This window comes from Methylophilus luteus, from assembly GCF_042676265.1.
GTDB classification, from domain to species: Bacteria; Pseudomonadota; Gammaproteobacteria; order Burkholderiales; family Methylophilaceae; genus Methylophilus; species Methylophilus luteus.
This window is the reverse complement of the sequence record NZ_JBHTKB010000001.1, coordinates 1,554,699-1,580,356: the sequence shown is the minus strand read 5'-3', so window position 1 is coordinate 1,580,356 and position 25,658 is coordinate 1,554,699. Positions and strand designations below refer to the sequence as shown.

29 protein-coding genes and 1 tRNA gene are annotated in these 25,658 nt (G+C 50.2%); 16 read left to right on the top strand and 14 right to left on the bottom strand.

What is annotated here, in order from left to right; all coding sequences use genetic code 11:
- The first annotated feature begins 233 nt into the window (after positions 1–233).
- The gene (locus tag ACFQ1Z_RS07370; RefSeq protein ID WP_379056693.1) at positions 234–836 is read left to right on the top strand and encodes a Yip1 family protein; all 603 of its coding nucleotides are present in this window, start codon (positions 234–236) and stop codon (positions 834–836) included.
- Positions 837–986: 150 nt separating this feature from the next.
- On the opposite strand, the gene ACFQ1Z_RS07365 is transcribed toward ACFQ1Z_RS07370, so the two are convergent.
- From ACFQ1Z_RS07365 to ACFQ1Z_RS07350, 4 genes are all read right to left on the bottom strand, one after another.
- Entirely contained in the window at positions 987–1,604 is a 618-nt protein-coding gene (locus ACFQ1Z_RS07365; protein ID WP_379056691.1) for a response regulator, read from the bottom strand.
- Between the two features lie 141 nt (positions 1,605–1,745).
- Complete coding sequence (locus ACFQ1Z_RS07360) at positions 1,746–2,819, bottom strand: DNA topoisomerase IB (protein WP_379056689.1); 1,074 nt, start codon at positions 2,817–2,819, stop codon at positions 1,746–1,748.
- Positions 2,820–2,886: 67 nt separating this feature from the next.
- Positions 2,887–4,233: a PQQ-dependent sugar dehydrogenase gene (locus ACFQ1Z_RS07355; protein WP_379056687.1), complete on the bottom strand. Its 1,347-nt coding sequence runs from the start codon at positions 4,231–4,233 to the stop codon at positions 2,887–2,889.
- A 36-nt stretch (positions 4,234–4,269) separates the two neighbouring features.
- Positions 4,270–5,577, bottom strand: a complete 1,308-nt coding sequence (locus tag ACFQ1Z_RS07350) for a class I SAM-dependent methyltransferase (RefSeq protein ID WP_379056686.1) — start codon at positions 5,575–5,577, stop codon at positions 4,270–4,272.
- 286 nt (positions 5,578–5,863) lie between these two features.
- Here ACFQ1Z_RS07350 and ACFQ1Z_RS07345 point away from each other — a divergent pair, with 286 nt between their 5' ends.
- Positions 5,864–6,196, top strand: a complete 333-nt coding sequence (locus ACFQ1Z_RS07345; protein WP_379056684.1) for a hypothetical protein — start codon at positions 5,864–5,866, stop codon at positions 6,194–6,196.
- Between the two features lie 110 nt (positions 6,197–6,306).
- Complete coding sequence (locus ACFQ1Z_RS07340) at positions 6,307–7,170, top strand: SDR family oxidoreductase (RefSeq protein WP_379056683.1); 864 nt, start codon at positions 6,307–6,309, stop codon at positions 7,168–7,170.
- Positions 7,171–7,294: 124 nt separating this feature from the next.
- Here the strand turns inward: ACFQ1Z_RS07340 and ACFQ1Z_RS07335 are convergent, their stop codons facing one another.
- On the bottom strand, positions 7,295–7,738 hold the full coding sequence (locus tag ACFQ1Z_RS07335; protein WP_379056682.1) for a hypothetical protein: 444 nt from the start codon (positions 7,736–7,738) through the stop codon (positions 7,295–7,297).
- A gap of 303 nt (positions 7,739–8,041) precedes the next feature.
- On the opposite strand from ACFQ1Z_RS07335, the gene ACFQ1Z_RS07330 reads away from it, so the two are divergent.
- The 4 genes from ACFQ1Z_RS07330 (at position 8,042) to ACFQ1Z_RS07315 (ending at position 9,823) form a co-directional block, all read left to right on the top strand.
- Positions 8,042–8,203 carry a hypothetical protein gene (locus tag ACFQ1Z_RS07330; protein ID WP_379056681.1) on the top strand — a complete coding sequence of 54 codons (162 nt, stop codon included), beginning with the start codon at positions 8,042–8,044 and terminating at the stop codon, positions 8,201–8,203.
- 229 nt (positions 8,204–8,432) lie between these two features.
- Positions 8,433–8,966 carry a c-type cytochrome gene (locus ACFQ1Z_RS07325; protein ID WP_379056679.1) on the top strand — a complete coding sequence of 178 codons (534 nt, stop codon included), beginning with the start codon at positions 8,433–8,435 and terminating at the stop codon, positions 8,964–8,966.
- Between the two features lie 132 nt (positions 8,967–9,098).
- A complete protein-coding gene (locus tag ACFQ1Z_RS07320; protein WP_379056677.1) occupies positions 9,099–9,383 on the top strand; it encodes a hypothetical protein in 285 nt (94 codons plus the stop codon).
- A gap of 101 nt (positions 9,384–9,484) precedes the next feature.
- The gene (locus ACFQ1Z_RS07315; RefSeq protein ID WP_379056676.1) at positions 9,485–9,823 is read left to right on the top strand and encodes a four-helix bundle copper-binding protein; all 339 of its coding nucleotides are present in this window, start codon (positions 9,485–9,487) and stop codon (positions 9,821–9,823) included.
- A 146-nt stretch (positions 9,824–9,969) separates the two neighbouring features.
- On the opposite strand, the gene ACFQ1Z_RS07310 is transcribed toward ACFQ1Z_RS07315, so the two are convergent.
- The 3 genes from ACFQ1Z_RS07310 to ACFQ1Z_RS07300 all read right to left on the bottom strand — a co-directional run bounded on the left by ACFQ1Z_RS07310 (position 9,970) and on the right by ACFQ1Z_RS07300 (position 13,138).
- Entirely contained in the window at positions 9,970–11,949 is a 1,980-nt protein-coding gene (locus tag ACFQ1Z_RS07310; protein ID WP_379056674.1) for a phage tail sheath C-terminal domain-containing protein, read from the bottom strand.
- Positions 11,950–11,951: 2 nt separating this feature from the next.
- Positions 11,952–12,578, bottom strand: coding sequence for a DUF4255 domain-containing protein (locus tag ACFQ1Z_RS07305; RefSeq protein ID WP_379056672.1), 627 nt, complete (start codon positions 12,576–12,578; stop codon positions 11,952–11,954).
- Between the two features lie 251 nt (positions 12,579–12,829).
- Complete coding sequence (locus ACFQ1Z_RS07300) at positions 12,830–13,138, bottom strand: BON domain-containing protein (protein WP_379056670.1); 309 nt, start codon at positions 13,136–13,138, stop codon at positions 12,830–12,832.
- A 196-nt stretch (positions 13,139–13,334) separates the two neighbouring features.
- On the opposite strand from ACFQ1Z_RS07300, the gene ACFQ1Z_RS07295 reads away from it, so the two are divergent.
- The 5 genes from ACFQ1Z_RS07295 to ACFQ1Z_RS07275 are packed head-to-tail and all read left to right on the top strand — an operon-like array spanning position 13,335 to position 16,074.
- Entirely contained in the window at positions 13,335–13,904 is a 570-nt protein-coding gene (locus ACFQ1Z_RS07295; protein WP_379056669.1) for a hypothetical protein, read from the top strand.
- Positions 13,904–14,839, top strand: coding sequence for a Kiwa anti-phage protein KwaB-like domain-containing protein (locus ACFQ1Z_RS07290; protein ID WP_379056668.1), 936 nt, complete (start codon positions 13,904–13,906; stop codon positions 14,837–14,839). The genes ACFQ1Z_RS07295 and ACFQ1Z_RS07290 overlap by 1 nt, the downstream gene beginning before the upstream one ends.
- Before the next feature lie 37 nt (positions 14,840–14,876).
- A complete protein-coding gene (locus ACFQ1Z_RS07285) occupies positions 14,877–15,623 on the top strand; it encodes an alpha/beta fold hydrolase (protein ID WP_379056667.1) in 747 nt (248 codons plus the stop codon).
- A 54-nt stretch (positions 15,624–15,677) separates the two neighbouring features.
- Positions 15,678–15,758 (top strand): hypothetical protein, encoded by an 81-nt coding sequence (locus tag ACFQ1Z_RS07280; protein WP_379057196.1) that lies wholly within the window; start codon positions 15,678–15,680, stop codon positions 15,756–15,758.
- On the top strand, positions 15,724–16,074 hold the full coding sequence (locus ACFQ1Z_RS07275; RefSeq protein WP_449288889.1) for a HigA family addiction module antitoxin: 351 nt from the start codon (positions 15,724–15,726) through the stop codon (positions 16,072–16,074). Before ACFQ1Z_RS07280 ends, ACFQ1Z_RS07275 begins: the two co-directional genes overlap by 35 nt.
- A 138-nt stretch (positions 16,075–16,212) precedes the next feature.
- On the opposite strand, the gene ACFQ1Z_RS07270 is transcribed toward ACFQ1Z_RS07275, so the two are convergent.
- The 5 genes from ACFQ1Z_RS07270 to ACFQ1Z_RS07250 all read right to left on the bottom strand — a co-directional run bounded on the left by ACFQ1Z_RS07270 (position 16,213) and on the right by ACFQ1Z_RS07250 (position 21,019).
- The gene (locus ACFQ1Z_RS07270; protein ID WP_379056666.1) at positions 16,213–16,647 is read right to left on the bottom strand and encodes a GlcG/HbpS family heme-binding protein; all 435 of its coding nucleotides are present in this window, start codon (positions 16,645–16,647) and stop codon (positions 16,213–16,215) included.
- Positions 16,648–16,730: 83 nt separating this feature from the next.
- Positions 16,731–17,021, bottom strand: coding sequence for a nucleotidyltransferase (locus tag ACFQ1Z_RS07265; protein ID WP_379056665.1), 291 nt, complete (start codon positions 17,019–17,021; stop codon positions 16,731–16,733).
- 94 nt (positions 17,022–17,115) lie between these two features.
- Complete coding sequence (locus ACFQ1Z_RS07260; RefSeq protein ID WP_379056663.1) at positions 17,116–19,347, bottom strand: ATP-dependent DNA helicase; 2,232 nt, start codon at positions 19,345–19,347, stop codon at positions 17,116–17,118.
- A 118-nt stretch (positions 19,348–19,465) separates the two neighbouring features.
- A complete protein-coding gene (locus ACFQ1Z_RS07255) occupies positions 19,466–19,747 on the bottom strand; it encodes a hypothetical protein (RefSeq protein ID WP_379056661.1) in 282 nt (93 codons plus the stop codon).
- Between the two features lie 72 nt (positions 19,748–19,819).
- A complete protein-coding gene (locus ACFQ1Z_RS07250; protein WP_379056660.1) occupies positions 19,820–21,019 on the bottom strand; it encodes an MFS transporter in 1,200 nt (399 codons plus the stop codon).
- A gap of 334 nt (positions 21,020–21,353) precedes the next feature.
- On the opposite strand from ACFQ1Z_RS07250, the gene ACFQ1Z_RS07245 reads away from it, so the two are divergent.
- From ACFQ1Z_RS07245 to yjjJ, 4 genes are all read left to right on the top strand, one after another.
- On the top strand, positions 21,354–22,367 hold the full coding sequence (locus ACFQ1Z_RS07245; RefSeq protein WP_379056659.1) for a diacylglycerol/lipid kinase family protein: 1,014 nt from the start codon (positions 21,354–21,356) through the stop codon (positions 22,365–22,367).
- Positions 22,368–22,369: 2 nt separating this feature from the next.
- Positions 22,370–23,173: a metallophosphoesterase family protein gene (locus ACFQ1Z_RS07240; protein ID WP_379057194.1), complete on the top strand. Its 804-nt coding sequence runs from the start codon at positions 22,370–22,372 to the stop codon at positions 23,171–23,173.
- A gap of 17 nt (positions 23,174–23,190) precedes the next feature.
- The gene (locus ACFQ1Z_RS07235; RefSeq protein ID WP_379056658.1) at positions 23,191–23,880 is read left to right on the top strand and encodes a phosphatase PAP2 family protein; all 690 of its coding nucleotides are present in this window, start codon (positions 23,191–23,193) and stop codon (positions 23,878–23,880) included.
- A gap of 170 nt (positions 23,881–24,050) precedes the next feature.
- A complete protein-coding gene (gene yjjJ, locus ACFQ1Z_RS07230; protein WP_379056656.1) occupies positions 24,051–25,439 on the top strand; it encodes a type II toxin-antitoxin system HipA family toxin YjjJ in 1,389 nt (462 codons plus the stop codon).
- Positions 25,440–25,573: 134 nt separating this feature from the next.
- Here yjjJ and ACFQ1Z_RS07225 read toward each other — a convergent pair.
- A tRNA-Met gene (locus ACFQ1Z_RS07225) sits at positions 25,574–25,650 on the bottom strand.
- Positions 25,651–25,658 lie beyond the last annotated feature (8 nt).

Sequence of the window (25,658 nt, the reverse complement as noted above, 5' to 3'; positions counted from 1 at the left end):
GCTGGTAAGGCTTGGGTTTTTTGGCTGGCATTTTTGCGTTTTTCAGGCTGGTGTGAGAATGGGCTGTCAGAAAAAGTCTGCATTTTCCTACACTTAAATCAGACGCAGGCTTGTGGTGGCTTTTGGGCAAGTCTCCATAATAGCGTTAACAGCTTGCGACTTTCATCCTCTGTCTTGTGCTCAGAGGGTTAGCTGGCAAGCAAAAATCTTTTAATAGTAGTCAGGAGTACACCATGAACCTTATCCGATTATTTGATTATGTGACGCCGAAAGCCACTGAGAAAAAGGCCAGGGCAGAAAAGCCGGGGGTCACCCAGCTACTGTTGTTTTATGTGCTGCCCTTGTCGCTGATTCCGTGCATCATGATGTATTTAAGGTTGCATCATAATTATCCGCGCCAATTCATGGACACCTTGCCCGGCAACCGTTTGCTGATGATTTGTGCTGAATTATTCGTGTTGCAGATCGCTGTTATCCTGGCCATGGCCTGGATCACGCAGAACCTGGCTGAAATGGTGGATAAGAAACCCAGTTTCCGTGATTCATTACTCATTATCGCTATCGCCACTACACCACTATGGCTGACCTCAGTGTTTTATGTTGTGCCTAGCCTGAGCTTTAATGTGGTGGTGCATGGTATCGCTGTGCTGGCATCGATCGCACTGGTTTACCGTGGCGTTAAATATATATTTTCTATCCGCGAACGTGGCGCCATCGCAACTCTGACCCTGGCCATAGTCTGTACCGCTGGTCTTGGCTTTGCCGTGGTCATGGTAGGCTCGCTGATCTCATGGGAAGCCATAGAGCAGATGCAGTTCGCTATCAAGAAGTCCTGATCAGCAACTTTTTAGTCACCGCGTCACGCAAAGAATCTGCCCCCAGTTTAATTTCAGGGGGCAGATTTTTTTTGTCTTTTGCTTATGAAACACACATAATAAAGCCAGGCCGCAATTCAATGCGCCTGGCCTGGTTAAAGCCTGGGGAGATCAGCTGATCAAATGATGGTCCAGCGCATAGTGGATCAGCGAGGCATTGTTACGCATATTCATTTTCTTCAGTATCTTGGAGCGGAACACGCTGACCGAGCCCGGCGCAATCGACAACTCTTCAGCTACCGAATTCACCGGCTGACCCTTGATCAACTTGAAAAACACCTGCAGCTCGCGCAACGATAAACGCTCATGCAGCATGGGGTAGAGTCGTTCGTCCAGTTTCTCGTGCGTGGATACCAGGTAGGTCAATCCCCGGGCGACCGATTTGATCGCCGGCACTACCTGGTCACTGCTGGCGGTATAAGACAGATAACCTTTGCAACCCAGGCGGGTAAAGTTGGCCATGCGGTCTACCTGATCACTGCCATTGATGATCAGGATAGGCAGTGAAGGGTAGGCCTGTTTTAGGTCGCAAAAGGTTTCCAGGCCGTTCTTTTCCGGCGATGACACATCCAGGATCACGACGTCGAATTTCTGTGCGCGTATCTTTGCGATCGCCTCACTCGCATCACTGACTTCTTCAACCAGGTGCATGGCACTATCGGCATTGATCAGATCTTTCAATGCGGTGTGGCTCAACTCGTTTCCGTACAGTAATAATATATTTTTCATCTCTTGTTCATCTCCAATAATGTGAAGGAGAGTCAGCAAAACTTCTCAAACTAAAATTCTGTATGAATGGCTAGACTGCCTTTAAATCTGTTCTATATCTAAATCTGAGCAAAATCTGTTCTATAGTTAAATTGCGAGGGCTCAGCTGCTAGCCTTTAATCGCTGCTGCAACAGGCACAACATGCTCTGTTCGGCGGCAGTTAATTCGGTTTCGTTATAATCTGCGTCCTGCACAGGCTGGCTGAACGCTACCCCGGCCAGGTAACACTCCAGTATCCACGGGTGCACATAGCTGTTGCGGCAGATGGCCGGCGTGTTGCCCAATTTTGAGGCGGCCACGCAAATGGCCGCCACGATATTCTTTTTTGCTTCGGTGACGCTGCTATAAGGTTGCAGCTCACTGAGCGCCATCAAGGTATGCAGACTGCCAAACCAAGTGCGGAAATCCTTGGCGGTAAAATCGCCGTTGGTGATCTGCTGTAAATATTCATTCACCTCTGCCGAACCTATGGCATGGCGTTCACCTTGCGCATCTACATACTGAAACAGCGTCTGGCCAGGCAACTCGCGCATATTGCGGATCAGACGTGCCAGTCGCCGGTCACGCAGGCTCAGGCTGTGTTCCACCCCGCTTTTACCGCGAAAATGAAACTGTATCTCGCTGCCTTGTATGTCTACATGGCGGTTACGCAATGTGGTCAGGCCAAACGACTTGTTGGTCTTGGCGTATTCATCATTGCCTATGCGTATCAAAGTGTTTTCCAGCAGGTAGATCAGCATGGCCAATACTTTTTCTTTGCCCAGGCCTGGCGCTGCCAGGTCGCGCGCAATATGTGCGCGTATGCCAGGCAGCTGCAGGCCAAAATCTATCATATGCTCATATTTCTTAGCTTCACGCTGCTTACGCCATTCCGCATGGTAAAGGTATTGCTTGCGGCCTTTGGCATCGCGGCCGGTGGCTTGCAGATGGCCGTTGGCCCGCGTGCATATCCACACTGACTGCCAGGCCGGCGGAATACGTAGGGCTACGATACGGCTGAGGTCTTTTTCAGCTTTGATCACCTGGCCATGCTGGTCCAGGTACCTGAATTTTCCTCTATACGCCTGGCGGCTATAGCCGGGTGCATCGTCCTGTATGTAACGCAATTTTTCCGGCAAGTCTGCCGCTGCCTCAGGCGTGGGCAATGCCGGTTTTTTTAACAGAGTAGACTCCATGATCATTGGTTAACAGGTCTGCATGCCGTCCTGCCGTGTGCGGCATTAGCGGGCGGCACAGCAGGCCTTACTTGGCAGCCGTTTTCTTGCTGCTTTTCACATTCCAGATCACATTCCCTACATCATCAGCAACCAGCAGGTGGCCACGTTTATCCACCAGCACGCCTACCGGGCGGCCTTGTGCTTCGCCATCCACATTGAGGAACTCGGTCAACACATCAATCGGCTTGCCTGCCGGTTTGCCACTCTCAAATGGCACAAAGATCACTTTGTAGCCGCTGTAAGGGATGCGGTTCCACGAACCATGCTGGCCGATAAACATGCCGTTCCTGAATTCGTCAGGCAATTCATTGCCTTTGGCCGGGGTCAATCCCAGTGAAGCGGTGTGTGAGCCCAGCGCATAATCCGGTTTGATCGCCTTGGCCACCAGTTCAGGGTTTTGCGGCTGGATGCGCTTATCTACGTGCTGGCCGTAATAGCTGTAAGGCCAGCCGTAAAAGCCGCCTTGTGATACCGAGGTCATATAGTCAGGTACCAGGTCGCTGCCTATCTCATCGCGTTCGTTGACCACTACCCATAAAGCGCCACTATCGGGCTCCCAGGCCATGCCATTGGGATTGCGCAGACCGGAGGCGAAAATGCTGTGCTGGCCGGAGGCCGCATCGACTTCCCAGATCGCGGCACGCTCTTTTTCAGTTTCCATGCCGTTTTCGCCGACATTGCTGTTGGAGCCTACCGTGACATAGATCTTGCTGCCATCTTTGTTGGGCAGTATGTTTTTGGTCCAGTGGTGGTTACGTTCTGCCGGCAGATCCGTCACTTTCACGCCTGGCTCGGTGATCTTGGTCTGGCCTTGCTGATAGGGGAATTTGACCAGAGCATCGGCATTGGCGACATAAAAGGTATCACCCACCAGCGCCATGCCAAAAGGAGAATTAAGGTTTTCCAGGAACACCTGCTTGATGTCGGCTACACCGTCGCCGTCTATATCGCGCAACAGGGTGATGCGGTTAAAACTTTCAGCCCCGGCACCGCCGTTTTTCATAAAGATACCGGCGATCCAGCCTTTCAGGTTAAAGCCTTCGCTTTTCTCATGGTGATTGGTCTCTGCCACCAGGATATCGCCATTCGGCAGCTCGTACAGCCAGCGCGGGTGTTGTAAATCGGTGGCAAATGCCACGACATTGGTCCCCGGCGCTGAAGTCGGTTTTTTGCCTTCTGGCCAGCCCACTGCTTTGGCGACGTGCACTGTAGGTATCAGCCCGGTCTGGTAGGAGGACAGGTCCGGTTCCGGGCCAAAGCCTGCTGCTTCCGGCAACTTGGCCGGTTGCGAGCAGCCGGCCAGTGTCAGCAACAACAGTGGTGTAGTGATTAAAGCAGTGCGGATGGAAGTTGGTGGATTGCTGGTTTGCATACGATGTACTCCTAAGCGGTAATGGGTGCGGTCGCCTTATCGGCGCACGGCAAGAATTTGATGGATACCAGTCACGCCTTGCTCGAACTGAATCGCGCTCGCGGTCATATACAAACGCCAGACGCGGTAAGTTCTCTCACCGAAGCTGGCGGCTATTTCCTGATGACGCTGTTCCAGTCTGCTGACCCAGCGCCGCAATGTCAATGCATGGTGGCGGCGCAAACCTTCCACATCAAACACTTCCAGTCTGGCGGATTGCATTTGCTGGCGGATATGGGTCAGTGAGCACAACTCGCCATCCGGGAACACCTGGCGGTTGATAAATCCGGTGGAAATTTCATGCTGACGGCCCGGGCTCTCGGTGGTGACCTGATGGTCGAGAAACAGCCCGCCGGGTTTGAGCACGGCATGTACTTTGGCCAGGTAGTCAGGCAGCTTGTGCTCACCTATCTGGCTGGTCAGGCCTATGCTGACCACTTTGTCGTAACGCGGCGTATCGGGCAGGTCGCGGTAATGGTATAACTCAACTGTGACTAATTTATCCAGCCCCTGTTTTTGCACCTCGGCCACCACGTAGGCATGCTGCTGCGGGTTGTGCGTGAGGCAATGTACAAATACGCCGTAATGTCTGGCCGCCCAGCACGCCAGTCCGCCCCAGCTACCACCGATATCGAGTAGCGTGTCACCATGTTGCAGATGCAGTTTCAGGCATATAAGGTCCAGCTGGTTGTGCTGGGCCTGGGCGAGGTCTTGATTCGCATCACAAAAATAGGCGCAGGAATGCAGCATCTTGTCATCCAGCCACAATCTGTAAAAGTCGCTGGGGGCATGGTAATCAAGAGTGTTGGGTGTGTTGGAATAGTCAGGCTGGTTTTGGGATATATCGGTTAGCTGGCTTGTATCAGGCTCACTCTGGCTATCGGCCAGCGTCAGTGCCCGGTACACCAGCCCCAGTTTCTCGGTCAGCGGTAGCGAAAGCGATTCAAAGTAATAGCGCAATTCCATGGCTGCATCAAAGTCACCCAGTATCTGCACTTCACCAGAAAAATAGGCTTCTGCCAGCCGGGCAGGGTCATTGAACAATACCATGTCACGCAATACCGAAGCCTGTTCCAGGCACAGGGTGAACGCAGGCGACTCTTTACCTATGTACAGCATGCTGCCGTTCCATAAGCGCACAGCAAACGAAACCGGAAAGTGCTGAAACAGGCGGTTCAGGATAAAACGCGATTTGCTGGTGTCATCATTCCCCGTCACACCTGGTGTCGCTTGTTCCGGCGTAGCAAACGACTCTATCTGCCAGTCATGCGCTAACTGCAAGGCGTGATTGAGATTGCTGCTCATGTGTCTGTCTCCGGCTTGGGTTTAATGCTTGATGTATGAGGTTGTGAGTGTAGAAATTCGGCGGTTTTTCCAACATAGGTCAGTCACTGATTGTGCTGTCAGACAGGTCTGACAGGGGCAGATTTACTGGCTAGCGCAGCGGAAACAGCCTGTTCATGCTAAAGCGAGTGCTTGGTATTACCTCTGAAAATGGGCCCATTCCTACACAAAAATCAGTTTTGGCCTATGTCTGTTGTTTGCGGCTGCTTCTAGTATTGAACTCTAGCTAAAACTAAAGGAGCTGTTGATGCGTAAATTAATTCCGATGATAGTTTTGCTGTGTTCAATGACCACTTCTGTGTTGATGAACACGGCCTGGTCTGCAGAAAAAGTAAAACCTGCAACTAAACCGCCGGTGAATAATGCAGTGCCACCCTGTGATGACTCGCCCAACTCTAAAAAACCTTCCTGCAATATCGATTCTGACAGTGTCAATGTGCCGCCAAAAATGCCGCATGAGCGCGGTGTGATCGTGCCGCCGGAAGTGCCGGCCGAAGGGTTGCCTAACCGCGAAAAACAAGCGCCACGTACACCGGCTCAGGAACTGCCTGACTCGCACGATAATCATCTCAAGAACTAATCAGTCAGCGTTTTTCGCTCTCTGCATGAATCTGGCCGTGCTCTAACGCGAGTCGGCCTGGATTCATGTAGCTGTTTTATCCAGACCATCACTATTCCAGGAGTCACACCATGCAAGAAACTAAAAAGAAACTTAATCCACCGCAGCATCAGGAGTCACAGCCAGGCTCTGAGGAAGAGATGGTGCCGACGCCGATTTATATAGATGCGCACTACAAAGGCAGTGAAAAATTGCAGGACAAGGTCGCCATCATCACTGGTGGCGATAGTGGCATAGGTCGCGCAGTGGCCGTGCACTATGCCGCTGAAGGCGCTGATGTGGCCATTATTTACCTGGACGAGCATGAAGATGCGCAAAAAACCAAAGCCCTGGTAGAAGAATATGGTCGTAAATGCCTGTTGCTGCCAGGGGATGTTTCTGATGAAAGATTCTGCCAGGAGTCGGTGGAAGATACCCTCAAGCACTTAGGCAAGCTGGATATCGTGGTCAACAATGCTGCCCAGCAGTTTCCGCAACCCAGCATACTCGATATCAGCCAGCGCCAGCTGGAGCATACTTTCCGCACCAATATCTTTGCCATGTTCTACCTGGTCAAGGCGGCTTTGCCGCATTTGCCGGATAAAAGCCACATCATCAATACCACATCCGTCACAGCCTACCGTGGCAGCCCGGAATTGCTGGATTACTCGGCGACTAAAGGCGCGGTAGTCTCTTTTACCCGCTCACTGGCCAAGCAACTGGTAGAAAAAAATATCTATGTGAATGCGGTCGCCCCGGGGCCGGTGTGGACGCCGTTGATCCCATCCACTTTCGATGAAAAGAAAGTCAGCGAGTTTGGTAACCAGGTGCCATTGAAAAGACCAGGCCAGCCCAGCGAGATCGCCCCGGCCTATGTTTTTCTTGCCAGCCAGGATTCTTCATTTATGACCGGCCAGGTGATACACCCGAATGGCGGCGAAGTAGTGAATGGTTAGCAATAGCTTGGCCTAGCGTTACCGATTCTGACAACAGAATGCGTCAATGGATGATAACTGCCATTGCCTTAGCCACTTAAGATGGTCCAGGGTTATATTTAAAATGAAGGATTCAGGCCTTTTTTTAACCCTGTGGCTGAATCTTATTATATTTAGGAGATACATCATGGCAAATCCACAAGACAATCAAGTAGGTCAAAATCAGCAAAATCAAGGTCAACAAAATCAAGATCAGCAAAAGCAGGAGCAACAGAACCAGACCCAACCAGGCCAGGTTCAGCAGCCAGGTCAAGGCCAGCAAGATCAGCGCCAGCAGAACCAGAGTCAGCCTGGCCAAAACCAGCCTGGCCAAGACCAGAAACAACAAGGTCAGCAGCAACAAGGTCAGCAAGGCCAGAATCAGCAAGGGCAAAACCAGCCCAAGCAGGGTCAGCAACAGCAAGGACAGGATGCAGGTATTGAGCAACTGGACCCGGCACAAAAGCAGCAAGCTGCTGGCAGGGATCAAGCGCCTGGTAGCCAGCCACTGCCCGGTGTGAATGAACAGCATGGTGGTGAAGGTAATCACAGACCTTAATTTATGCGTAGCCTGAACTTAGAAAAACCTGGAGTGATCCAGGTTTTTTTATATCGTGTCTGTGCTTAATGGGTCATGGAGTCAGCTGTAATTTAGATACATATTTGCAGCCAATATCAGCCAACAGCGCCAGCCTGCTAGTAATAAATTCTGACAGCATATTAGGCGCTTTCACGATAAAGCCTGCGCCTAAACACTTTTATCATGGACTCACGTTACTTCATTTTCTAAACGAAACATTCTGGTCATTCAGGTAACGGTCTGGCCGAATAATATTCTGAAGGAGATTTAACAATGGCAAATTTACAAAACAACAAGAACCAACAGCAGGACAAATCTGGTCAGCAGATCAAAGGCCAGCAGCAACAACAGCACGCGCAGCAAGGTAACAAGCAGCAGGCGCCTGGTAGCCAGCAAGGCAAATCCCAGCAACAGAGTAACAAGCAACAAGGTTAACTAGCTGAGGATGAAAAACCTGGAGCGATCCAGGTTTTTTTACGTCGGTCGCTTTCTTTTACAACACGCCTGCTGCGTGTTTTTCATTTTAGTCTGTCCGAATCGTCCTACATGAGATTGCGAGTTTGTTACATGGGCGAGCTTGTGGCTTTTATTCATAATTTATCTCAATGCTTTAAAAGCATATAGCGGTTAGAAGAACACTTCCATTTACCAAGGAGAAATAAAGATGAATACCAAATTAGGACTAGGCATGTTGATATTGGTAACAGGCCTGACGGCCTGTAACAAGAATGAGTCCGCCTCAGGAGAGGGCGCGGCTGCTGGCGCTAGCGGCCCGGCGATCAAGTTTGTGAAAACACAGGATGGCTCGCCATTGGAAATCAAGCCTGAGCTGTTTGATACCGCAGAGGCCAAAGAGTTTCTCGCTACCGGTAAGAACCCGTATGTGGGCAAAGACGATGCGATCAAAGCCGGTAAGAAGATTTTCCAACTTTATTCATGTACCCAATGCCACGGCCCTGAAGCTGGTGGTCAGGTCGGCCCGGCATTGACTGGCCCTAACTATAACTACGCCAAGGACGCCACCAATAAAGGTATGTTTGAAACGGTGTGGAACGGGACTAACGGCGGCATGGGTGCCAAAGGTAAGGGCGTTATGGACCCTTCAGATCCGAATAATGGTATCTCGCCAGACGAGCTACTCAAGGTCATCGCCTGGATACGTAGCCATGGCAGCCTGACCGGCAATGAGGATAGCTAAGCTGGCAAAAGCGGCTCGTCATTATCCTACAGCACATTCGTGGGCATGCTTACATACAATAAATTCCCGCATAAGTAGTATGGATATCACGCCCTATAAAGGGCGATTCAAAACAATTATGAGGAGAATACGATGAATAAATTGCTCACAGTTTTATTAGCTAGTGTATTGATAAGCCCTGCTACTGCGGTTGTGGCAGCGGATGCCCCGAGTGATGTCCCACCTGCACATCAGCAGAAAAAAGAACTGCCTGACAGCACCAAGAGCGGTGATTACCTGCAAGAGCAGCCGGACAATAACAGTGGTGGCAATGCCGCTAACAAACAATCCAAGCCCGGCAGCCTGGAAAAAAGCAAACGCTTTCAAGAGAAACCTGCTGACGGCGGTACCGGCGTCAAAGGTCAGCAGAGCAAATAAGCTGCTCTAGGCCTTGCGCTACGCATGCCTGTCCTTATATCGGCAAGCGTAGCGCAAGGTCTTTTTAATTTTAAACACGCCTTGTTAATGGGAGATGAATCATGACCGAGCAAAATCTGAAATTGTTGATGGAACTGTGCAAACAATGTGCAGATGCCTGTGAAAACTGTGCCATTGCTTGCGAGAGCGAGGCGAATCCCATGATGAGGACCTGCATTGAACATGATATGGACTGTGCAGATTTTTGCCGCCTGACCGCTTCATTCGTGGCGCGTGGCAGTGACTTTGTTGAACTGGTCTGCCAGGATTGTGCCGAGATTTGTATCGCCTGCGCCGAAGAATGTGAAAAACATGCTTCTACCCACTGTAGACAATGTGCCGAAGCCTGCAGACGTTGTGCTGAAGAATGCCTGAAAGTGGGCGTTGCTGCTTATGCCTGAAACTATTCAACGCAGGACGGACCGTTGTTCCCGTCTGACCTGCGTTGAAACTCTGTATGTCAGCAGACCTGACTTTTTAACTAAATCCCGCTCTATAAACCCACTTTTTCCCGCGAATGCCGCAGGTTGGCCGGACTTGTTCCGGCCTAACTTTGCTGCATATTCAGCGCTAATCTGAACATGATGAATTCGGCCGGGCGCAGTGGCGCCAGGCCAATCTCCAGTAGCAAGCGTCCAGCCGCGATATCCTCAGCGTTCATAGTTTTGCCTAGTCCTAAATTGACGAAAAAAGCCTCTTTAGGCTGGCTGCCGAACAGGGCCCCTTGCCGCCACAGCGTCAGTAAAAAGTTTTCAAGCAGGGCCGTGACCTTGGCCCAGGTATTGGCATCGTTAGCTTCAAACACCAGTCCCTGCAAGCTTAGGTCTATGGAAGCCTGCACCATGCCAAACAGGCGGCGTACGTTGACATAGCGCCATTCATTATCATTGCCCGCCAGTGTTCTTGCGCCCCACACCCGATTGCCTTTGCCACCGAATGCGCGAATGATATTGATCGCTTTTCCGTCAGCGGGCTGGTTGTAATCCTGCTGATCCTCGTCTGTCACCATGCACGCCGGGCTCACTACCTGTTGCAACGCCACATTGGCCGGCGCTTTCCATACGCCTCTATCCCTATCCACCTGGGCATACACACCGGCAACGGCGCCGCTGGCCGGTAGCGTATTCAGCACCTGGGTGGCGCTGTCGCTCCAGCGGCGGAACACATCATAGTGCAGGGTCAAGTCGTGATTCAATGCGCGTGCGGTGGTCTCTGCGCTGAGTTGCACTTCGCTGAACCAGGCAGCTGCCTGGCGCAGAATGCCGGTCAGTGCCCGCTGCGCGACTTGTGCGCGGGCAAGGTCAGTGCTGGCGGTGAGGTAATCCGCGGCCACGTCCGGCAATGGCGTCAAGGCCAGCATGGCCGCCTGATCTTTGAGCGCCAGCAGATTACAGGCGGCCGCCTCATCCAGCAGTGCGATGCCTGTGTGTGCCAGCAGGGTGTGGTGATGCGCGACTAGCAAGCGCAGGCTTGCAGCCATGCGGGTATGCGCCTGGCTGCTGATAGTGCCGGAAAACTTGATCAACGCCGTGTCCGGGCAATCTGTGACCACGCCAGCCAGTACATCCAGCAGTGACAGCAACCACAGGCTTTGCGCGCGTAACGGCGCGTGATAATCGGTGATGCTTGATGCGGCCAAGTCAGGCCCCAGATAGTCAACCGCCTGTTGCAGTGACACGGCATGCTGCAGCAGGCGCGCTTCGCCGCTGCTCAGCAGTTTGCACACCTGTTCGGTCAGGCTCAGGTCTGCCACCTTGCTTTTGATCTGCGCATCTGCAGTCAACTCGGTCAGCAGAGCCGCAGCATCGAGGGTGACGCCGCTATTCTCGCTGCTGTCTGCAGCTGGCTGGCGCTTGAGAGTCAGGTCGCCTAGCCGCGCTACACTGGTGAAGGTCGTGCGCAGCCACGGCCCGTAAGCGGCAGCGTATTTGAGGTGCTGGTTGCCTATATTGCTCCTGAAATAATCTACCTCTTGCGCAAAAGCCGTGCGCTCTAGCTGGCAGCGTAGATCACAAATGGTCATGCGGTTGAGCAGCTGTGCGCATTGCGCCAGTGCAGCGGTATACAGCGCTACGCCGTGATCCTCCAGCTGCACGGCTTCGGGTATGACTATGAGGGTAGGCGCTGTTTCATGCTCAATGCTGGCCAGCCCCTGTGCCAGCGCTGCCTGTGAAACTTGGCTGCTGTAATCGCCGACTGACACAATGACGCACGCGCTGCCGCCATTGCTGAAAAACAGGCGCAGGCTGTGGTACAGATAAAACGGCTGGCATGCCTCAGCTTCGATTATCTGGTTATCGCTATCCAGGCTGATGGCTACCTCAGGCGCAGGCGCAGTGCCAAAGTAACGTTCATATTCCGCCAGATGATTGATGTAAACCGGTTTCATTGTCAGCGGTGCGCCATCGCGCCAGGCTTTTTCTGTATAGCCGATGAATGCCGGCACGGCAGTGGCAACTGCCGTGATTTCAGGCGGAAAACTGGCGACTTCCTGAATATAAACACCTGGTGTCTTGTATTGGGCCATGGCTAGTTTTGATCAGGTTTAGAAGGCAGGCGGCGCTCCAGCATAGGCAGCACCTTGGTGTCAGGCGCATCGGTAGCAAACGTCAGCAGGCGCAATTTATACAAGGCAGCAGGCACCGCCGGCGAGCCCAGGCTAGACCACACCTGCTGGGTTTCTTGCAGGCTAGGCGAATATAAATCGAAGGCGATCTTGAACTCGCGCAATCTGTCCAGCGCATGCGCGGGTGCATACTGCGTCAGTGATTCGCGCCTGACATTCACTTCGGTAAACAGCGCCTGCGCATGAAAAAACTGCATGGCGCGGCCCAGCATCAGCAAGGCCTGGGTATACGAGGCATGCGTGGCGGTGAGTAATACATGCAGATTCAATGGCAGGGGCGGTGTTTGATAAGCACTGCCGCTGTGGCTGGGGGCTACGGGTGAGATTCTCAGTGCGGCGTCTTCCTGGATATTGACCAGGGTGAGGTTCAGGCACTCTTGGGTGGCTGATTCGGCACCTGTGGCAGGCGAAGACGGGCCAGAATTAAGCATGCGTAGCCCGGCTGGCGCATGCTCGCCACTCATGCCATATGCTTCTGTCAGTTGATGATTCAACTCATTCACAATGATGGTCATGGCATGCGCGATCATGGCAATCTTTCCTGTATGGATACAGGGCATTATAGGGTGCTTGGCCGAGATGCGCGATAGTTAATAATCCGCGTTGGAAGTAGTAACGATGCCGGGTTGTGACAGGTATGCGATCAAGTCTATGTTAGCAGCACAGGCGGGGCGTGCGCCCAAAATTAAATACCCATAGGAATGGGGGCATTCCTATGGGCAAGTCTTGCTCTTAGATGTGGCGAGTTGTAAGTCTTGTCTATCTAAGTATCCATTGCTGCTTAGTTAGCAACAACGATTTCATTTTTAACGGCGGTCACGCCTTTAACGCTCTTAGCAATTTTTTCTGCTTTTTGTGCTTCAGCTTTTGATTTTGCATTGCCTGAAAGTTGTACCAGGCCGTTGCTGTCAGTTTCAACGCTGATGTCAGTTGCGCTGACTACTTTGTCTTTGGCGAAAGCTGCTTTTACTTTTGTTGTGATCACTGAATCTTCTACTTTAGTGCCCAGTGAGTCACCGTCAGCAGCAAAACCAGCCATAGGCAAAGCCAATGCACTTACCAGCAATAATGATTTGATTGTATTTTTCATGATGTTTCCTTCTTGAGTGGATTTAGGAGGTTCCATTATTCAAAAATCAAGTCATGGCGTGAATACACTTTATTCTGATAGTGACGTAGGAATGGGCTGACTTTACGCAGGTTTGATTGCAAGTGAAACTGCCTGTATTCTTGCCGGGTATGATACGCAGGCTCAACTGCATTTCTTTAGGTTAAAAACTCACACTATGCAACTGCATTTTTTATCGGCGCTAGTCATCTTTATCAGCGGTTACGCGCCACTAGGCCTGATCCTGCTGATTAAGGATTTAAACGAAGAGTCATTCTACTTTGAGCACCCGTTCAGGGCATTGGTCATTTTTGTCATCTTTGCTTTCAGTGCCTTGTTTGCCATGAGTGCCGCGCGCAATATCAAGCAGGGCGTGCCGGTCAAAATCAGCAAAATCTCCAATAAATCGGCGGATATGTTCACTTACACCATCCCCTATATGATGTCTTTTTACAAGTTTGATCTCGGTGACTGGAAGCTGCTGCTGTGCCTGGCGATCTTCTTAAGCCTGATGTTCGTGCTGTCATACCGTACGCAAAATGTATTCGTTAATCCGGTACTGGCGCTGGCGGGCTATGGTTTGTATGACTGCCAGTTTAAGGATGGCACGCAAGAGAGGCAGGGCCTGCTGCTTTCAAAACAGCATTTCCAGGTCGGCGATTACTGTGCGATCAAACGGCTTTCCAATTTAATGTACTTTGTCACTCATGTTGAAGTCACGAAGGAAGCAGGCGAAGGAGAATCTTAGTGACGACTCATGTGAAACAAGCGCTGCAAACCCTGCGCACCAGTGACTTCAAGCACTGGGTAACTACTTTCTGGCTGGTGAAAAGAAAACTCAGCCAGCAACAGGCAAAGTACTCGGTATTGAAGGTGGATACTGATAGCAAGCTGGAGCTAAAGCTCAAAAACGCAGTCACTGAAAAAATCCTCAATCAAGAATACCAGCTGGACGATTACGACTTTCTGACTGCTGATCAGGACAAAAGCCTGCTAACCATAGCTTCATCCGATACTGATGTGATGCTGATCCAGGCAGAGATCGAAAAAGGCACTGCCAACGCCAAGGTCGAGCAATATGAGCAATTGCTGGATTCATGGGCCATGGTGATCAAACTGGAGCACCAGGATCAGGCCATTTACGCCTACCGCAAAATCAATAAATTCAATCATGCAGCCCGCCTGTCGCATGTGTCTTTTATCCAGTTTAAAGATCAGGAACTCAAAGACCTGGATGAAAAAGAAATCTTCACCATAGATACCCAGGTGGATTTTTTTACTTATGACGGCACCACGTTCATCACCAACAAAAAAGAGTTTGAAAGCACGCTGAACTTCCGCGCCGGTATGGAGAAAAACCGCGATGTGGTCTTGCAGGAATTTGTCGATTTAAATATCTTCAGCGATGCGACCTTGCTTAAAGAGCACATAGGTGCCAACCTGAATTACCTGCGCAAAGTGTCTTCCATCCAGAAAAGCGGTTACTACAAAGATGCCAAGTTCATGGAAGAGCTGGTCAAGGTCAACCAGTCCAAAAACTGGGGGCTGCAAGTCGAGAACGGCGCAATCGTGATCAATGAAACAACGATAGACCTGGTGCTGACCTTGCTCAACAACGGCCGTCTGGAATCACCCATCAACCACGAAATATTTGATGCAGCCGTCAAGAAAAAAGTCACTTAATAACTGCTACCGCCGTTTCATGCCGGCGATCTAACACATGCAACTACACTATCAAACGCTAGGCGAGGGGCCGCCACTCGTCCTTGTACACGGCCTGTTCGGCTCCGCCGATAACTGGGGCAATATCGCCAAGCATTTCTCGCAGCACTACCAGGTGATCAGCATTGACCTGCGTAACCATGGCCGCTCGCCGCATAGTGAGTCGCAAAGCTATGCTGACATGGCAGATGACCTGCTGCAGTTATGCAATGCCTTAGGGCTGGAACAGATCTGTTTACTCGGTCATTCTTTAGGCGGCAAGGTCGCCATGCAGTTTGCCACGCAATACCCGGAGCGGGTCAGCAAGCTGATCGTGGTGGATATGGCGATGCGCGCTTATGCAGATGAACACACGCATTTGATCAACGCCATGATGACCGTAGACTTAAGCCATGCGCAATCACGCAATGATGTTGATCGCGAATTAAAAGCCCCGATCAGCAACCAGATGGTGCGCCAGTTTTTACTGACTAACCTGGTAAAAGTAGAAGAGCAGTTACAGTGGCGGATCAACCTGCCAGCAATCAGGGATAACTATCCTAAATTTCAGGCTGCACTTTCAGCGCACTTTGCAAAGTCCAGCCTGTTTATACGCGGGGAGCGTAGCCATTACGTGAGTGAGAGTGATGTGGCCGAGATTCACAGCCAGTTTGCAGACGCAGAGATTATCAGTTTGCCGACCGACCATTGGGTGCATGCCGAGCAACCGCAATTATTTATACAGGCAGTAGAAAACTTTCTATAATTAGACATCCGCCTGCATTCGCTCGAAGGTGAGCTGACAGGGCATTATTCAATTATGGTGAACGGAAACTGGCGACTGACCTTTACGTTTGAAAATGAAAATGCCGTTTTGGTCGATTATCAGGACTATCATTGAAAGGATCACTATGAGCAGAATGCACCAGCCTCCGCATCCCGGAGAAACACTGCGTGAAGATATTTTGCCGGCGTTGGGTGTTTCCGTGACCGAGGCTGCCGATCAGTTAGGGGTCGCACGTCCAACGCTCTCAAAAGTATTAAATGGAAGAGCAGCGATTTCGCCTGAAATGGCATTGCGGTTAGAAAAGTGGCTGGGTGTGGAAAATGGTGGCCGTGCTGATGTGTGGTTGGCCGAGCAAACCGCTTATGACCTGTGGCAGGCGAGAGAGAAATTCAACGCTGATGTGAAACCGTCTGCTCTAAGAGCGGCTTGATACCTGCAAGCCGAACTTAATGAAGTTAATTGAGGAATGCAATTAATGATAAGGGCTAACATTTCTGAAAGCCCTTTTAGAGTGAAATAAAAAGCTAAATTAAATATAGGTATTAAGACACTTCGTTGATGGATGAAATCATGTCCGCCATGGATGCTTAGGAATATCACAGACACCAGCGACATTCACACCAGCTTGTGCAACCAAATGATCATTCTCAACCGTATCACCACTGACGCCGATCGCACCGATCAGCATGCCTTCTTCATCCACGATCGGTAGCCCGCCGGGGAAAGTGATCAGGCCGTCATTCGAGTGTTCTATGCCGTATAAAGGCGAGCCTGGCACTGAGAGTTTGCCTATCTCGCCTGATGGCATGGCGAAGTAACAGGCGGTTTTGGCTTTTTTGATGGCGATATCGATACTGCCTACCCAGGCATCATCCATTCTTGTGAAGCTTTTCAGGTTGCCGCCAGAATCCAGCACGGCGATACACATCTTGACGCCGATCTCTTTGGATTTCTCTACTGCTTTTTCAATGATTTCTTGTGCGACTTCAAAGCTTACGTGCATTTGTTTTCCTTATTGTTGAATGGGAACACATACGACTACGGCAGCTGATTTAAATTCATTGAAAGTTTGCTCTAGCGATGAAATCAGATCACTCGTGCCATCGCTAGCAGCTTTTCTCTATGTGAGTCGGGCAACTGGTTGGGGGTGTAAGCGTATATCGCTACGGCTAGCAACTGTTCCAGCTGATGCTGGATTTTGCCTATATCCTCGGGCATGAACTCATAAGTGCGGTCGACCACGATCTCCAGGAATGTTTCATCCAGGTCATAACCTTTTAGGTCGTTGAGCAGTATTCTGGGGTATAAAGCGTGGTTTTTCTCAACGATGGCTATGATTTCCAGGCGCTTTAGTTTTATTTTTGCCGAAAGCTTCATGGTCAGAAGTTAGTCAACTCACTGGTGTAGCCTTATATGATGTAGTGAGCTGAGAAATGTTCATTTTTTGTCAGTGCTATGCTGGATGAATACCCTAATGATCTGCTGAAGGCCACCACTTGGGCAATAGCTTTTTGATTTTGGATTGATGATAGCGGTCGTCCATTAAATGGATCACTCCGGTGTCATTGGTGGTGCGTATCACGCGGCCGGCTGCCTGTACCACTTTTTGCAATCCGGGGTAAAGGTAGGTGTATTCATAACCCAGGCCAAATATCTTTTCCATTCTTAAGCGCATCTGCTCATTCACATCATTGATCTGTGGCAAGCCCAGGGTCGCAATAAATGCGCCTATCAATCTGTCGCCAGTGAGATCGATCGCTTCGCCGAATGAACCGCCTAATACCGCAAAGGCGATGCCCTCTGAGGTGAGGGTGAAGTCATTCACAAACTGCTGTTTATCGCTTTCGGACATGACCCTGGCTTGTGCGCGCGTGGGGATAGCGGGGTATATGCTATTGAATAATGCCTGCACATCGCTCAAGTAATCAAAGCTGCTTAAAAACAATATGTAGTTGCCAGGCCGCTCTATGAATTGCTTTGCCACCAGATGCACGATGGGCTCGTGTGAAGATTGCCGCTCTTTAAACCTGGTTGAAATATGTCTGGCTACTTTCACCTGCAATTGCCTGGCTGCAAACGGGGATTCCACATCCAGAAAACTGGTGTTTTCGGGCATGCCCAGCATGTCATTAAAAAACGAGGGTGGGCTTAATGTCGCGGAAAACAAGGTATTTGAATTGGCTGCCTGAAACCTGGGAGTTAAGTGTTTTGCCGGGATCACATTGCGTATGCATAGCGTTGCGTCTTGTTGAAACAGGCCGACACTGGCTTCGGTTTTAGTGATGTCAAACAGCGAATGATCGCCAAAGGTTTCGGCCAGGGTGGCAAATTGCAAAGCATCAAAATAAAAGTTGAGCACTTTTGCGTCGTTGAAAGTGGGGTACTCTGCCAGGTAATCGGTGATTCTTGAAATCACCCGTTGCAGTAGATCTTCAAACTCTTCAGGTATATAGGGGTAAACTTCATAACGCACGGTCTGGCTACGATTCAATACCAGCCAGCAGACATTCAGTTTTTCCAGCACAGTTTTTAGTGACTTAGGCGCCTGCGTCAGCATTTCGCTGAAAGCGCCATAATTCAGTTCTGCACTATACATTTTGCGTGCGCGCTCTATCATGTTGTGCGCCTCGTCAACCAGCACACTGACCTTCCATTCATTGAGCACAGTCCCGGCATAGAGCAGCGCGTGCAGATCAAAATAGTAGTTGTAATCGCCAACCACCACATCACTCCAGTTAGCCAGATCTTGCGACAGGTAATATGGGCATACCTGGTGTTTAAGCGCGACCTTTCTGATGGTGGCTTTATCCATCATGTTGCGTGCCAGCGCCTCAGTTCTGGCTTTGGGCAGGCGGTCATAAAAACCATTTGCCAGCGGGCATGACTCGCCATGACAGGCTTTGTCCGGGTGCTCGCAGGACTTCTCGCGCGAGACTAATTCCAGTGTCCTGATAGGTAAACCGGGATTGCTTTTTTGCACGGTTCTGATCGCATTCAATCCTAACTCGCGGCCGGATGATTTAGCGGTCAGAAAAAACACCTTATCCAACTTGCCTTCAGGCATGGCTTTTAATAAGGGGAACACAGTGCCCAGTGTTTTGCCTATGCCCGTGGTCGCCTGAATCAACTGGTGGCGTTGTTTCATGGCTGATTTATACACCGATTCTGCCAGCACTCTCTGGCCAGTCCTGAATTCAGGGTGCGGGAAAGTGAGTCTGGATAATTCGGTATTCCTGTTGGCTCTATGTGCCAGTTCCTGCTCGGCCCAAACTTGCAATTTGCTGCACAATGACTCAAAGAATGCCTGCAAGCTAGCTGCCGAATATTCTTCAACCAGCAGTGTTTCCTCTTTGGAAGTCACGTTGTAATACACCAGTGCAACGTTGATGGATGGGAGCTCTTTTTCCAGACACATCAAATACGCATACACCTTGGCCTGCGCCCAGTGCAATAAACGGTGGTTCTCAGGCATGCGATCCAGATGCCCTTTGTAGGTTTTCACCTCTTCGAGCTGGTTGAGTTCTGGGTCATAGCCATCAGCCCTGCCACGCACAAAGATATTCTGATATTCACCGGTGAGGGAGATCTCGGTCTGGTAGTAATGCTCGCGTCTGAAAGCCACTGCCAAATGTCCCAGCATGCCCTCTATGGCCGTGGGGGAAGGCGTAAAGCGTTGATCCAGACTGCCGGTTTTGGCAGTCAATTCACACAGCGTGCGCACAGAAATGACATACTTAAAGATTGCTTTAAGATCTTCTGCGATGGCGAGATTGGCGATTAACTTAATGGCTGGCCTACCTGAGTGTATTGATGGCTGCTGGTTAATCAGGGACTAGTGGCAAGTCCATCTCGATTCTTGCCAGCCTCTGCGCCATTTTAATGGTGGAGTCGCTGAACAGGCTGATGTCGGTATCCGCGAGTGATATCTGCCGATATTTTTCCAGCGCACTTTCAAACGGCGACTCTTTAATAAATGCGATCAACTGAGAGTACCTATCCCTTTGTTTGGTGTCTTTGGGATGGTTTTGTTCGCTATGGAAATTCTCCAGATGCATGGAAAAATAGGCAATAAACTCCAATTCAAAACTGTTGGTGATTTCCATGCAGAGGTTGGCTTTGAGATATTCAGATTAATTCAATTGCACTATTTTAAAGCTTTTTAGGCCTGTAGCTAGCTATTTAGCGCGCAGGTTCGCTTGCGCCAGTTTGTAAGAGATGAGCCAGATCAGCAAACCGATCAATGAGGTAGCCGCACCTATGGTGCCGAATACGTTGTAACCTAGCCCGTGGTCAATCGCCACGCCGCCCAGCCAGGGGCCTAAAGCATTGGCGGTATTTAAAGCGGCTTGAATGGCGGCGGCAGATAATACTTGTGCATCGCCGGCAATTTCCATCAAATGCGTTTGTAGCGTGACTGGTAGCGCCATCATGGTGCCTACGGCAACTGCGGCGATCAAAATGCCCGGCAGTGAGCCGGAAATAAATGGAATCATCGCTAAAACAAATATAGACCACACGATCAGCAGGCATGCGCCTTTGTATTTCATGGCATCTGCGATTTTGCCACCTGACAACATGCCGATAATCGAGCCTATGCCAAAAGCTACCACCACCCACGGCATATATGACTCGGAAACCCTGGTGACATTGACCAGCACCGGTGCCATGTAACTGAATACGGTAAACATGCCGGTGAAACCGAAAACGCCTATCAATAAAACCAGCCAGATCTGTAGTCGATTAAAGGCGGCCAACTCTTCCATAGGGCTGGATCTTTTCTCGTTTGCATCCAAAGGCAGTGACTTGTTAACCATCAACAAGGTAATGAATGCCAGCACGCCAACTAAGGCAAACGCCAATCGCCATGTGAATTGCTGCCCTAGCCATACTGCAAGCGGGTTGCCCACCAGTATGGCGACGGCCAGACCCAGCATGACCTTGGTGACGGCCATGCCTTTTTGTGCGGGCGGGCTAATAGACGCGGCCACTAACGAGGCTATGCCGAAATATGCGCCATGTGGCAGGCCTGAAATAAATCTGGCGATCAGCAGTGTGCCGTAAGTTGGGGCAAGCGAGCTGGCAATGTTGGCAATGGCGTACATCATGGCGAGTAGCAGCAACAAGTTTTTTCTTTTGAGGCCGGCACCAAAAATAGCCAGCAAAGGCGCACCAACCACAACGCCTAAAGCATAAATGCTGATAGAAGCGCCGACCTGGGATTCTGATACACCTAATCCGCGGCTGATTTCTAACAGCAAGCCCATGCTGGAGAATTCGCTGACCCCGATGGCAAATGCGCCTATGGAGAGCGCAAAAATGATGAGGTTCTGCCTGGCTTTAGACAGTGGGATCTGTGGGGCTGAGTGATTCGACATGGAATTGCTTAAACAGGTAAATGAAATACGACGACTGCCAACAAATTTAATTTTGATGACTAAAGTTGGTTGGCATTATGTGCTGCGATGTTATACACCACCCTTGTCAGATTTAGGCAAAAAATCAGCCATTGATGTTAAATAATGGCTGACCTGATATTTGTTTTTCTTAGTTTGTATGGAGCATATACGACTATGGCCGCGGATTAAAATTCGTCATTCATTGTCATTAGGTCGCGCAACTACATTTTGCACAGTCCAGCAGTGAGATTAGTTTGGGTGAAATGCAAGGTGAAATGCAACTTCAGCAAGAAATTTCTGTATATTCAATATAATGAATAACTCACTAGCGCCTCAGGCGGATTCTGCAGAGAATGCCGCTGGTCACTTTCCTCCATTATTTGTCATCCTCAACGCAGGTTCGGGGGCTAAAGATGCAGGGGAAATCTCAAATCAGCTGGCAGAAATCTTTGCCCAAGCGCAACAACCCTACGAATTGTTTTTTTGCCAGCGTCCGGGTGACCTGGCTGCAATGACCGAACAGGCCATCGCGCAGGCCAGCCAGCGTAATGGCGTCGTCGCTGCCGCTGGCGGGGATGGCACGATACGCTCTGTTGCACGGGCGGTAGTGGCTGCCGGATTACCGTTTGGCGTGGTGCCGCTAGGCACATTCAATTATTTTGCGCGTGATAATGATGTGCCTCTGGATGTGGATCTGGCAGCCCAAGCGTTGATTGCCGGCATACGCGCTGGCAGTGAACGACAGGTGCAGGTCGGGCTGTTAAATGACCAGGTTTTTCTGGTGAATGCCAGCCTGGGCCTTTATCCGCAATTGCTGGCCGACCGGGAACAACTTAAACAGCAACATGGCCGCAGCCGTATCGTGGCAAAATTTGCGGCGCTATTAACGCTGCTAAAGCGCGATATCAAGATGTTGCTGCGCATTGAATATAGCGGCGGCCAACGGCAGGGCGGGGAGAATGTCATTCCTGCTTCCACCATCTTTGTTGGCAATAATGCGCTTCAGCTGGCTGATATCGGGCTGGAAGCCGAAGCTGAGCACGTTAAAAATGGTCAGCTTGCCATTGTTGCGCTGCCGCCCATGCGTGTGAGTGAGCGGGCGGCCGTTGCCTTTCATGGCCTGTTTGGCGTGCTGAACAAGGCGGCAAATGTCACCCACTTTGCCTGCAGTCAGTTGGTGGTGGAACCGTTGTCGCGCCGCAAGCAGCGTTCTGTCAAAGTCGCGATGGATGGGGAGGTTTCCCGCATGCAGCCGCCTTTGACCTTCCGCGTCGGGCCAAAACCATTGCGCCTCATCGTGCCTGTTTCGACTGGAGACGACGCTTGAGCGTGATCCTTCATCTTTCCGACACGCATTTCGGCACTGAACAGCCGGCAGTGACTGCTGCGCTGGTGCAGCTGACGCAAGAACTGCGTCCAGATATCGCTATCCTTTCTGGTGATGTCACCCAGCGTGCGCGGCACGAACAGTTTGCTGATGCGCGCCGCTTTGTCGATGCACTGGCAGCGCCTGTGAAGCTGGTAATCCCGGGCAATCATGATATTCCCCTGTTTAATCTTTTCGCCCGCGTGTTTAATCCTTATGGAAATTACCTCCGCGCATTCGGAAAGGAGCTGGAGCCGCAGTTTTCTGATCAGGATGTACTTGTGATCGGACTGAACACCACGCGGCCATGGCGGCATGCGGATGGTGAAGTCTCTACGCAACAGATTGAGCGAGTTTCGCAGCAATTGCAAAATGCCTCACCAGGCCAATTGCGTATCGTGGTTGTGCATCAGCCGGTATACGTCGAACGGGAAAGTGACAAAGAGAATTTGCTGCATGGGCACCAGCAGGCAATCAAGGCGTGGGCTGCAGCGGGAGCAGACCTGATTTTCAGCGGACATATTCATCTGGCTTATGTTCGCAATCTGCGAGAGAAATTACAAGATGTGACGCGCCCGTTATGGTCTATCTCCGCAGGTACTGCCGTCTCCACGCGGATACGCGAGGGCAAACCCAACTCAGTGAATCTGATCCGCTATGACGCAGCACAGCCGCATGTCTGCCAGGCCGAACGGCTGGATTTTGATTCAGTATCTTCCCGATTTATCATTGCAGAAACCAAGTTATTGGAGCTTGCTCAATTTTAGATATGGTGGTTTTAGCTATGGTGAAAGGCAGCATAAAAATCAGATCGGCAGCGGGAGATTTCCCAAGCCTGCATTTAACGGCTGGCATCATAATACTGGTCATCACGGTATCACTATTTGCGCTGGTGGCCGCGAATGTCGTGAGCGGTGGTGGATTGACCAGCGTTGATATCCAGCTTGCCCATTGGCTGCATGAACACAGCAGACCACAGCTCACTCAATGCCTGCTGGCGCTATCGCATGCGCATGAACCTATAGTCCTCAGTGTAGTGTCCGCGCTGATCACCTTATATTTCATCTGGAAAAAACGCTGGTACGCAGCGTTGGCTATATTGCTGGTTGTACAAGGCGGCATGTTGCTCAATTTGCTGGCCAAGCAAGCCTTTCACCGCGCCCGTCCATCCTTTGAAAATCCACTCGTCACACTGACTACCTACAGTTTTCCCAGCGGGCATGTAGTCGCCACTACGGCTTTTTATGGCGTATTGGCCGCACTGTTGATTTCACAAACAACTTCATGGGTCCGTGCTTGCTGTGTAGCCTTGGCAGCGTTGGTGATGGTCGTGCTGGTTGCGTTCAGCCGTATGTACCTTGGCGCGCATTATCTGAGTGATGTGCTGGCAGGCTTTCTAGAAGCGATTGCCTGGTTTGCATTGTGTTTAACAGCCATTCAAGCCTATCGTGATTATCGCCAGGCAGATGGCTAAGCATTTCTTGATAGCGAAGTACGTTTAGTTCAGAAATGTCTGCCTACAATATCCTTCTCGGAAATAAACTATAATTTTCTAATCAAAACTAATGTTTATAAATTCATAATTTATTGATTTTAATAAAAAAATAAAATATTATTCTAATCATAACTTATTAAATAAGTGTGATGAGACCTATCAATAAAAGCGCTAGATACTTACTCGACCATGAGTTGCGTGTACGCAGAGTGACGGATGCTGCGACGCTAGCTAAGGCATTGGATGTAAGTTCACCAACTGTTCTACGTATTATTCAAGAGCGAGGTGATGAAATTGTGCGTATTGGAACAACAAAAAATGCACGATATGCACTACGCCGGATGTTACGTGGCAAGGCCGAGTTAATTCCAGTATATAAAATTGATAGAAATGGTAAGGGTTCCTTGCTCACTCACCTGAGTCTCGCCTCTTCCCTGGGGGCGGTGTTGGATGTCAGGGCTATGGGATGGCCAGTTGCCAAAGACACAACTTCTTGGTGGGATGGATTGCCATATCCTTTGGCAGATATGCGGCCGCAGGGGTTTTTAGGAAGAAGTTTAGCCAGGCAGATTTCACAATCCTTTGGTGTTTCTGAAAATCCTGAACAGTGGTCCGATGATGATGTGACCTATGTATTAACTATCAAAGGCAGTGATACACATGGTAATTTAATCATAGGGGATGCTGCGTATAAAGACTTTTTGCATACAGTCGCCAATCCGACCACTCCCATCACTGAAGAGCAAATCCCCAAAAGGTACCCCGAACTGGCAAATCTAGCCACTCAGTTTGGCGGTACAGGTTCAAGTGCAGGAGGGGAGTTCCCCAAATTTACGACAAAGCGATATTTCTCAGCCGGGTCTAACTCAAATGTCATAGTTAAGTTTTCTGGTGCTGATGAGTCCTCTGCTGTCAGAAGATGGTCCGATTTGCTTGTCTGTGAGCATTTGGCTCTCGAGGTCATTAGAAAGTCAGAAAGATTAAATGCTCCACTAAGTAGAATTATTCAGTCGCAAGGAAGGACCTTTTTTGAGATTGAACGGTTTGATCGCGTTGGCGAGTTAGGCCGAATAGCCTGTGCGTCATTGGCGAGTCTGGATAATGCTTTTGTTGGCATAGGTAGTGGCTCTTGGGTCGATGCGGCCAAGCGGCTGATACAAGAGAAAGTGATACCTGCAGACCTGATCAATGACATTTCAATTTTGTGGTGGTTTGGTAAGTTGATTGCGAATACTGATATGCACTTCGGCAACTTAACCTTTCTCATAGAACCGGAAGTTAAACTTTCCCCAGCGTATGACATGTTGCCTATGCTGTATGCGCCTCTCGCAGGCGGGGAGGTGCCAGAAAGAATGTTTAAGATTGCATTGCCTATGCCTCAGGAAGAGGGTGTATGGGATATAGCCTTTGAAATGGCGACAGAATTTTGGAGTATTGCAGCAAAGGATGGAAGGATCACATCCGGATTTCGCGCCATCTGCGAAGAAAACCTTAATGCTTTAACCGGCTTACAGCAGAGGTTAAGCAGAAATAATTAAAGGTGCTAGCGGGACTTTTTATTAAAGTATTTAGCCCAGGAGTCAAAACACTATTGGTTAAATGTATCCATTATTCTTGATGGGCAAGCTGCCCAAATGAAAACGGCTTCCATCTCAGGAAGCCGTTCGGTATTTGGTGGTGAAAGAGGGACTTGAACCCTCGACCCCAGGATTATGAATCCTGTGCTCTAACCAGCTGAGCTACATCACCATTTGAAA

What these genes read in the sequence shown, in the direction of transcription:
- ACFQ1Z_RS07370 (WP_379056693.1), top strand. Translation starts at nt 234, where the DNA reads ATGAACCTTATCCGATTATTTGATTATGTGACGCCGAAAGCCACTGAG.
- ACFQ1Z_RS07365 (WP_379056691.1), bottom strand. Translation starts at nt 1,604, where the DNA reads ATGAAAAATATATTATTACTGTACGGAAACGAGTTGAGCCACACCGCA.
- ACFQ1Z_RS07360 (WP_379056689.1), bottom strand. Translation starts at nt 2,819, where the DNA reads ATGGAGTCTACTCTGTTAAAAAAACCGGCATTGCCCACGCCTGAGGCA.
- ACFQ1Z_RS07355 (WP_379056687.1), bottom strand. Translation starts at nt 4,233, where the DNA reads ATGCAAACCAGCAATCCACCAACTTCCATCCGCACTGCTTTAATCACT.
- ACFQ1Z_RS07350 (WP_379056686.1), bottom strand. Translation starts at nt 5,577, where the DNA reads ATGAGCAGCAATCTCAATCACGCCTTGCAGTTAGCGCATGACTGGCAG.
- ACFQ1Z_RS07345 (WP_379056684.1), top strand. Translation starts at nt 5,864, where the DNA reads ATGCGTAAATTAATTCCGATGATAGTTTTGCTGTGTTCAATGACCACT.
- ACFQ1Z_RS07340 (WP_379056683.1), top strand. Translation starts at nt 6,307, where the DNA reads ATGCAAGAAACTAAAAAGAAACTTAATCCACCGCAGCATCAGGAGTCA.
- ACFQ1Z_RS07330 (WP_379056681.1), top strand. Translation starts at nt 8,042, where the DNA reads ATGGCAAATTTACAAAACAACAAGAACCAACAGCAGGACAAATCTGGT.
- ACFQ1Z_RS07325 (WP_379056679.1), top strand. Translation starts at nt 8,433, where the DNA reads ATGAATACCAAATTAGGACTAGGCATGTTGATATTGGTAACAGGCCTG.
- ACFQ1Z_RS07320 (WP_379056677.1), top strand. Translation starts at nt 9,099, where the DNA reads ATGAATAAATTGCTCACAGTTTTATTAGCTAGTGTATTGATAAGCCCT.
- ACFQ1Z_RS07315 (WP_379056676.1), top strand. Translation starts at nt 9,485, where the DNA reads ATGACCGAGCAAAATCTGAAATTGTTGATGGAACTGTGCAAACAATGT.
- ACFQ1Z_RS07310 (WP_379056674.1), bottom strand. Translation starts at nt 11,949, where the DNA reads ATGGCCCAATACAAGACACCAGGTGTTTATATTCAGGAAGTCGCCAGT.
- ACFQ1Z_RS07305 (WP_379056672.1), bottom strand. Translation starts at nt 12,578, where the DNA reads ATGATCGCGCATGCCATGACCATCATTGTGAATGAGTTGAATCATCAA.
- ACFQ1Z_RS07300 (WP_379056670.1), bottom strand. Translation starts at nt 13,138, where the DNA reads ATGAAAAATACAATCAAATCATTATTGCTGGTAAGTGCATTGGCTTTG.
- ACFQ1Z_RS07295 (WP_379056669.1), top strand. Translation starts at nt 13,335, where the DNA reads ATGCAACTGCATTTTTTATCGGCGCTAGTCATCTTTATCAGCGGTTAC.
- ACFQ1Z_RS07285 (WP_379056667.1), top strand. Translation starts at nt 14,877, where the DNA reads ATGCAACTACACTATCAAACGCTAGGCGAGGGGCCGCCACTCGTCCTT.
- ACFQ1Z_RS07280 (WP_379057196.1), top strand. Translation starts at nt 15,678, where the DNA reads ATGGTGAACGGAAACTGGCGACTGACCTTTACGTTTGAAAATGAAAAT.
- ACFQ1Z_RS07275 (WP_449288889.1), top strand. Translation starts at nt 15,724, where the DNA reads ATGCCGTTTTGGTCGATTATCAGGACTATCATTGAAAGGATCACTATG.
- ACFQ1Z_RS07270 (WP_379056666.1), bottom strand. Translation starts at nt 16,647, where the DNA reads ATGCACGTAAGCTTTGAAGTCGCACAAGAAATCATTGAAAAAGCAGTA.
- ACFQ1Z_RS07265 (WP_379056665.1), bottom strand. Translation starts at nt 17,021, where the DNA reads ATGAAGCTTTCGGCAAAAATAAAACTAAAGCGCCTGGAAATCATAGCC.
- ACFQ1Z_RS07255 (WP_379056661.1), bottom strand. Translation starts at nt 19,747, where the DNA reads ATGGAAATCACCAACAGTTTTGAATTGGAGTTTATTGCCTATTTTTCC.
- ACFQ1Z_RS07250 (WP_379056660.1), bottom strand. Translation starts at nt 21,019, where the DNA reads ATGTCGAATCACTCAGCCCCACAGATCCCACTGTCTAAAGCCAGGCAG.
- ACFQ1Z_RS07245 (WP_379056659.1), top strand. Translation starts at nt 21,354, where the DNA reads ATGAATAACTCACTAGCGCCTCAGGCGGATTCTGCAGAGAATGCCGCT.
- ACFQ1Z_RS07235 (WP_379056658.1), top strand. Translation starts at nt 23,191, where the DNA reads ATGGTGAAAGGCAGCATAAAAATCAGATCGGCAGCGGGAGATTTCCCA.
- yjjJ (WP_379056656.1), top strand. Translation starts at nt 24,051, where the DNA reads ATGAGACCTATCAATAAAAGCGCTAGATACTTACTCGACCATGAGTTG.